This is a genomic window from Paraburkholderia sp., from assembly GCF_035656215.1.
Classification (GTDB): domain Bacteria; phylum Pseudomonadota; class Gammaproteobacteria; order Burkholderiales; family Burkholderiaceae; genus Paraburkholderia.
The window spans coordinates 1-6,417 of sequence record NZ_DASRSY010000431.1 but is presented as its reverse complement, the minus strand read 5'-3'; the positions used below and the strand labels follow the sequence as shown (position 1 = coordinate 6,417).

6 protein-coding genes are annotated in these 6,417 nt (G+C 63.7%); 3 read left to right on the top strand and 3 right to left on the bottom strand.

The annotated features are described in order from the left end of the window. The first annotated feature begins 147 nt into the window (after positions 1-147). Together VFE81_RS25330 and VFE81_RS25325 are read left to right on the top strand one after the other, a co-directional pair. Complete coding sequence (locus tag VFE81_RS25330) at positions 148-303, top strand: hypothetical protein (RefSeq protein WP_325047210.1); 156 nt, start codon at positions 148-150, stop codon at positions 301-303. 73 nt (positions 304-376) lie between these two features. Further along, positions 377-1,723, top strand: a complete 1,347-nt coding sequence (locus tag VFE81_RS25325) for a TAXI family TRAP transporter solute-binding subunit (protein ID WP_325047209.1) — start codon at positions 377-379, stop codon at positions 1,721-1,723. A gap of 18 nt (positions 1,724-1,741) precedes the next feature. On the opposite strand, the gene VFE81_RS25320 is transcribed toward VFE81_RS25325, so the two are convergent. The 3 genes from VFE81_RS25320 to VFE81_RS25310 all read right to left on the bottom strand — a co-directional run bounded on the left by VFE81_RS25320 (position 1,742) and on the right by VFE81_RS25310 (position 4,568). Then, positions 1,742-2,416 carry a ProQ/FinO family protein gene (locus VFE81_RS25320; protein WP_325047208.1) on the bottom strand — a complete coding sequence of 225 codons (675 nt, stop codon included), beginning with the start codon at positions 2,414-2,416 and terminating at the stop codon, positions 1,742-1,744. 128 nt (positions 2,417-2,544) lie between these two features. After that, positions 2,545-3,909: an ATP-binding protein gene (locus tag VFE81_RS25315; RefSeq protein WP_325047207.1), complete on the bottom strand. Its 1,365-nt coding sequence runs from the start codon at positions 3,907-3,909 to the stop codon at positions 2,545-2,547. Further along, positions 3,909-4,568, bottom strand: coding sequence for a response regulator (locus VFE81_RS25310; protein ID WP_325047206.1), 660 nt, complete (start codon positions 4,566-4,568; stop codon positions 3,909-3,911). The genes VFE81_RS25315 and VFE81_RS25310 overlap by 1 nt, the downstream gene beginning before the upstream one ends. Positions 4,569-4,997: 429 nt before the next feature. On the opposite strand from VFE81_RS25310, the gene VFE81_RS25305 reads away from it, so the two are divergent. Continuing rightward, entirely contained in the window at positions 4,998-6,344 is a 1,347-nt protein-coding gene (locus VFE81_RS25305; protein WP_414695657.1) for a TolC family protein, read from the top strand. The last annotated feature ends 73 nt before the right edge of the window (positions 6,345-6,417 follow it).

Here is a 6,417-nt window from a genome sequence, read left to right as displayed (position 1 = left end):
GTGACGGAGAACAGCGCCTCGACGCTCGGCACCGCGGGCATGTGGGCGAGCAGACTGCAATAGCCGCAGGCGCCGCCGTCGGATGCGGCAGAGTGTTGGGTGTGTTTGCTACCAGTGTCGTCCGATGCCTGATCCTGCATCGAGGGCATGGAAGACGTCGATGACGTGGCGTCCATCTCCGGCATGGAGGGCATCGACGGCATCGAGGATGTAGCGCCCCTTTCCGGCATGGTCGCCATCGACGGCATCGAGCAATGCTCGGCTTCGCTGCCCTATGGTCCGGCGGCCACCCACGGTCAATAGAGCAAACCGCCAACGGCAAACCCGCTACGGACGGTAGACAATGCTTCATCCCGGCTATCTGCACGGAGTGTCCATGAAAGCGCATCGCCCGCGTCCTCCGCACTTTCCCGGCGATGATTCGCATGCGGAGTGGCGCGATCACACCTTGCCTTACGTCATCGTGGCCGCGCTGTTCGTGCTGGTGATCACACTGATCGTCTGGCTGGTCGATCCGGCGCCGCCGAAGACCATCACGATCAGCGCGGGCCCCCACGACAGTTCGTTCCTCGTCGCCGCAGATCAGTACAAGAAGATCCTCGCCCGCAATGGCATCACGCTGAAGGTGCTGGAATCCGATGGCTCGGTGCAGAATCTGCATCGTCTGCTAGACCAGAAACAGCATGTCGATCTCGCACTCGTGCAAGGCGGCGTGGCCGACGGTCTCGATACGTCGTCCCTGATGTCGCTCGGCAGCGTTTTCTATATTCCGGTGGTGGTGTTCTATCGCGGCACGGGCATCAGCGAGCTTTCAGAACTGGAAGGCAAACGGATTGCAATCGGCCGCGAAGGCAGCGGCACGCGCCTGCTGGCGCTCAAATTGCTGGAAGCAAACGGCATCGAACCGGGCGGCGACACCGTGCTGGTCCCGAGCGATGGCTTGCAGGCCGCCACGCAACTCGTGGCGGGCGACGTCGACGCGGCGATCCTGAACGGCGACTCCGCCACGCGCGGCTTGATGCTGCGGCTCCTGAAAGTGCCCGGCATCTCCGTGATGAATTTCGACGAAGCCAGCGCCTATACGCGCCTCTTTCCCTATCTCAACGAGATGGACCTGCCGCCCGGCGTGCTGGACCTCAGGCGCAGAATTCCGCCCGATACCATTCATCTGATCAGTCCGACGGTCGAACTCGTGGCCCGGACCAATCTGCATCCCGCCATTTCCGACTTATTGATCGAGGCCGCGCAAGAGGTGCACGGCACGGCGGGGCTATTGCAGCACGCGGGGGAATTCCCGAGTCCGGTTGCCCATGAATATCAGATCAGCGAAGACGCGCAACGCTACTACAAGACCGGCAAGAGTTTTCTATACCGCGCGCTGCCGTTCTGGCTCGCGAGCATTGGCGACCGCACGCTCGTTCTGCTGCTGCCGATGGCGGTGCTGCTGTTTCCGGCGATGCGGCTGATCCCGGCACTGTACCGGTGGCGCGTGCGCTCACGCATCTATCGCTATTACGGTGCGCTGATTGCGATCGAACGCGGCGCATTCGCCGACTCGACCGACGAGGAGCGCAAACGGCTGCTCGCGAAGCTCGATCAAATTGAGGCGTCACTTAACCGCTTGCGTATGCCGCTCGCATACGCCGACGCGTTCTATGTGCTGCGCGAGCACGTCGGCTTCGTACGCGGCCGGCTGGCCGCGGCACAAGGCAGCCACCCCTAGACGGGGCGGCGGGCCTCTTTATGCTTCAGCGGTGGCCGACGGTGCTGCCGGCGGCGTTGTCGATTCAGCGGCCGGCGTTTCCGTCGAGGCGGCTTGCGGCTGGCTGACCGCGTCAGCTTGCGGGGCGGCGGCGGCTTGCGCAGTTGCATCGCCCGAAGCCACTGCGGCGTCGGCAGCATTAGTGGACGCATCAGCCGACGCAGCGGCTGCTTTCGCCGCACCTCTGCCTGCGCGATGCGCCTGCAGACGCTGCGCGCCGGCCGCTTCCTGCGCCGTGACCTTGCCTGCTTCGCCGCCCGTGACATCCACGCGCGCGGCGCCTTCGACCAGGCACTTCCAGTAGCGGCTGCCGCGGCACCACGTCTTGATCGCGTCGCGCAACTCGGCTTCGCTCAGCGACAGCTCCTTCGCGTGAACCACGAGGTCCTCGAAGATGCCGACCTTGAGCGGCAGCTTGGGCGCCGGATTCTTCGGAAACGCGTTCGGGAAGCGCTTTTGGAGCTTACCGATCGATTTCACGACCGGGTCCACGGGCTTCGCGTCCACCTTGGGAGTGGGCGCGGCGCGGCGCGGCGGCGACGGCTTGCGGGCAGGCTTCGCGCCAGGCTTGGCGACGGGCTTAGCCGCAGGTGCAGCTTCGGCGCGTGCCGCAGCCAGTTGCTTCTTCAATTCAGCGAGTTGTTCGAAACCCATAGCGCACAATCAATCGAGAAAGACAAGATTGTAGCAGCGTGTTGGAACGTGCTCGTGACAGGGGGTGATGCGGTGCATGTCCACGGTGGTTAGCGTTCGCCCTTTCCGAACCGCCTACGGGCAAAAAATCACCTTTTAACATCAACAGCCCCCCCACCCTCGACCGCCGCCAGGCCAAAAACCGAAACACACAACCCAACCCGCCGGTCATTGTTCCGCAAGGAAAGCCCCAACTGATGCCGCGCGGCGATCCGCGCCACAATCGCCAACCCAAGCCCGCTGCCCTCGCCCTGTGCCTCTTCCCCTCGATAGAACCGATCGAAAACCCGCTCGATTTCAGCCTCCGGTATGCCGGAGCCACTATCCACGACATCAAACCCGACCCGCTCACCAGACCGCTTCAGAATCACATCCACGCGCCCGCCCCGCGGCGTGTGCCGGATTGCGTTGTTGATCAGATTCCCGAGCAACACACTCATCCCATGCGGCTCCGCCAGCACCGTATAAGCGTCGTAGCCCGCGCGCGCGTCTTCGCACTCGAGCCCGAGATCGATCTCCCTCGTCTCCGCGAGCAGCGAAAGATCCCCCACCGCCTGTTCGCCGATCCGGCGCAAACTCGCCGGCATCATCGACGTCACCGGATGCGCATCCTCACGCGCCAGCGTCAACAACTGCTGCACCAGGTGGATGATCCGGTTGACCCGCTCCTCGACGCGCTCCAGCGCTTGTCCTTCGCCCTTTAACGAACCGTCGCGGGAAGCCGCCTGCAATTGCAGCTTCAGCGCGGCAAGCGGCGAGCGCAACTCATGCGCGGCATCGGCGATAAACGTGCGCTGCGCCTGCGAAGCAATGTTCAATCGTTGCAGCAGGTCATTGAGCGCTTCGACTAGCGGTTTGATTTCGACGGGCACGGAGCCATCCAGACGCAATGGCTCCAGCGTATCGATCGAACGGGTTGTCAGCGCGCGCGTCAGGCCGCCGATCGGCGCCAGCCCTCTCGCCACCACCAGCAGCACCAGCACGATCGTCACCGGCACCAGCACGCCGAGCGGCCACAGCGTATGCAGCGCCAGTTGCAGCGCGAGGTCTTCGCGCACGGAAATCGGCTGCGCAACCTGGATGTACCGGTCCGGCTGTTCCAGCCCGAATGCGCGCCAGTGATTTTCGCCACGCTCGATCGTGCTGAAACCCGCCGGCAAACGCGAGAATACCGGTGCCTGCCTCGAGTGATAGATGAGATTGCCGGACCGGTCCCAGATTTCGATCACAATCCGGTCGTCGGCCAGATCGCCCAGGTCGGGATTGCGATGCTCGCCGTCGCTCGAACCCGCCAGATTCGACGGCAACGACAGCGCCACCGTGCGCAGCTCGTAGTCGAACAGCTCGCTTGCTTCTTCGCGCGCGGTGTGAAAGATGCCGAAGCCGGCCATGGCCGAGGCCGCGGCCAGCCCGAAAATCAGCCAACCGAGCAGCCAGCGGCGAATCGACGTCATCAGCACCTCTTCAGACGATAGCCCACGCCGCGCACGGTCACCACCTGCTCCGCGCCGATCTTGCGCCGCAAGCTGTGCACGTGCACTTCGATGGTGTTGCTGCCCACCTCCTCGCCCCAGCCGTATAGCTTCTCTTCCAGTTCGGCCTTGGTGAACACGCGCGTGGGTTCTTCGATCAGTGCCTGCAGCAAGGCGAACTCGCGCGGCACGAGCGGCAGCACTTCGCCGTCTTTGGTGACTTCGTGCGCCGCGGGATCGAGTGTGAGTTCGCCGTGCGCATAGATGGGTTGCTTCTGGCCGGTGCGCCGCCGCAATAGCGCGCGCACCCGCGCGGCCAGCTCGTCGAGGTCGAATGGTTTGATCAGATAGTCGTCGGCGCCCGCATCGAGGCCGCGAATCCGCTCGTCGACCGCATCACGCGCGGTCAGGATGATCACCGGTGCGGCACCGCCGTTCTTGCGGTAAGCGTTGAGCACGTCAATGCCGTCCTTCTTCGGCAAGCCGAGATCGAGCAGCACGAGGTCGTACACGCCGTTACCCAGCGACAGTTCCGCTGCGCGGCCGTCCTCGGCCCAGTCGATCGCGTAGCCCGAGCGGCGCATCGCGCCCAACACTGTCTCCGCAATCATGTCGTCGTCTTCGATCAGTAGCAGACGCATGGCCTCTCCTCTCTCCAGTTTGCCCGCATTGTCCGGCCAGTTGGCTTAAGGCTTCCTTATGGGGTCCTTATAGGGTCCTTATGGGAAGCTTAGGTGACACTGAAGGGAGGCTTATGGGACGCTTAAATTTCGGTTAAGCGTTTCTTAAGCTCCCCATCAGCAGAATCGGCGCTTGTTCTGCGACATCCGCTCGCGGCTGTCCCACCTTTGTTCAGGAGCCGGATTTTGCCCGTTTTCAACGCCGCCGCAGCGGTTATTTCAGCGGCTACCTCAGCAGCGAGGCGACCTGCCGGACTGGCCGCCTCGCTCGCGGCTAAATCACCGGCCACCTCAGAAGCGGCGCGACCGGCCGCACTGGCCGCCGTGTTTGCGGCTAAATCATTGGTCACCCCCGCAGCACGGTGGCGCGTACTCGTGTCCGTCTGCGCAATGCTGCTAGGCGGATGCACGTGGTATCACCGCGAGCCGCTTGCTCCGCAGGATACGTCCACCTCCACCCGCTCGCTCGAACGCATCCAGATCGATCCGTCGACGATGCCGCTGCCCGAACTGGCCGCACATCGCTTCGATCCGTCCGATGGGCTCGACATCGACGAAGTCTCGATGCTGGCGGTAGCGAACAATCCCGACCTGAAGCTGGCCCGCGACGATCTCGGCATCGCCCATGCGCAAGCTTATTCCGCAGGGCTGCTGCCCGACCCGCAACTGAGCGTATCAAGCGATTACCCAGGCGCGGCCGGCACCACGCGCGCATTCAATTATGGCCTGAGCATCGACGTGATGGCGATCGTGCTGCGCAGCACGAATAAGCAATCCGCCGACGCAACCGTGGCCAAAACCGATCTCGGCCTGCTGTGGCAAGAATGGCAGATCGTCGCCCAGGCGCGGCAGTTGTTCATCAAGACGCGCTTTCAGCAGGACACGCTGCCGCTGCTGCAACAGCAGCGCGACCTCACGCGCACGCGCTACGAACGCATGGCCGAAGCGCACCGCGACGGCAATCTGACCGACGACACGCTGACGGCCGCACTGACCGCATACAGCGACGCACGCAAGCAGTACACCGACGCCGAACGGGCAGCGGAACAGACACATCACGATCTGAACGCGCTGCTCGGCCTCTCGCCTGATGTGCAGTTGCAACTCACGGGCGACGAAGACACGACCGAACTGCCCGGCGCGACGCTCGATGCAGCGCTCGCCAAACTCGCGCAGCGCCGTCCGGATCTGATCGCGCTGCAAGCGGGTTATGAGGCGCAGGAACAGAAATACCGTGCGGCGATTCTCAGCCAGTTCCCGAGCCTGTCGGTGGGTTTCGTACGCGCGCGGGACACCTCGAACATCTACACCAGCGGCTTCCAGATCAATCTGAGCCTGCCGATCTTCAACCGCAATCAAGGCAACGTCGCGATCGAAAAAGCGACACGTCAGCGCCTGCGCGACGAATATCAGTCGCGCCTCAATCAGGCTTATGCCGATGTCGCCCATATGCGTGCGGATAGCGTGATTCTCACGCGACAGTTGCAGCAGACCGAAGCCGCGCTGCCCGACGTCGATGTCGCCGCGCAGCACGCCGCCGCGGCCTACGCGGAGCACAACCTCGCGCTCGGCGCCTACACGGACGCGCAAAGTGCGTCGCTCACCAAACGTATCGACGTCGCCACGCTGCGCGAGTCGCTCGCCGAACAACGCGTCGGCTTGCAGGCGCTGCTGGGCAGCGCGATTCCAGACGCCTTTTCCTCCGCTCAGACTTACACCGAAACTCATGCGAAATAGCCCACTTTCGACGCGGCGGCCGCGCATCGCCTCCCGTGCAATTACCGTTGCCTGCGTCGCGCTGATAAGCGCC

Coding starts and splice junctions, on each gene's coding strand:
- VFE81_RS25320 (WP_325047208.1), bottom strand. CDS start 2,416: ATGGGTTTCGAACAACTCGCTGAATTGAAGAAGCAACTGGCTGCGGCA.
- VFE81_RS25330 (WP_325047210.1), top strand. CDS start 148: ATGGAAGACGTCGATGACGTGGCGTCCATCTCCGGCATGGAGGGCATC.
- VFE81_RS25310 (WP_325047206.1), bottom strand. CDS start 4,568: ATGCGTCTGCTACTGATCGAAGACGACGACATGATTGCGGAGACAGTG.
- VFE81_RS25305 (WP_414695657.1), top strand. CDS start 4,998: ATGCTGCTAGGCGGATGCACGTGGTATCACCGCGAGCCGCTTGCTCCG.
- VFE81_RS25325 (WP_325047209.1), top strand. CDS start 377: ATGAAAGCGCATCGCCCGCGTCCTCCGCACTTTCCCGGCGATGATTCG.
- VFE81_RS25315 (WP_325047207.1), bottom strand. CDS start 3,909: ATGACGTCGATTCGCCGCTGGCTGCTCGGTTGGCTGATTTTCGGGCTG.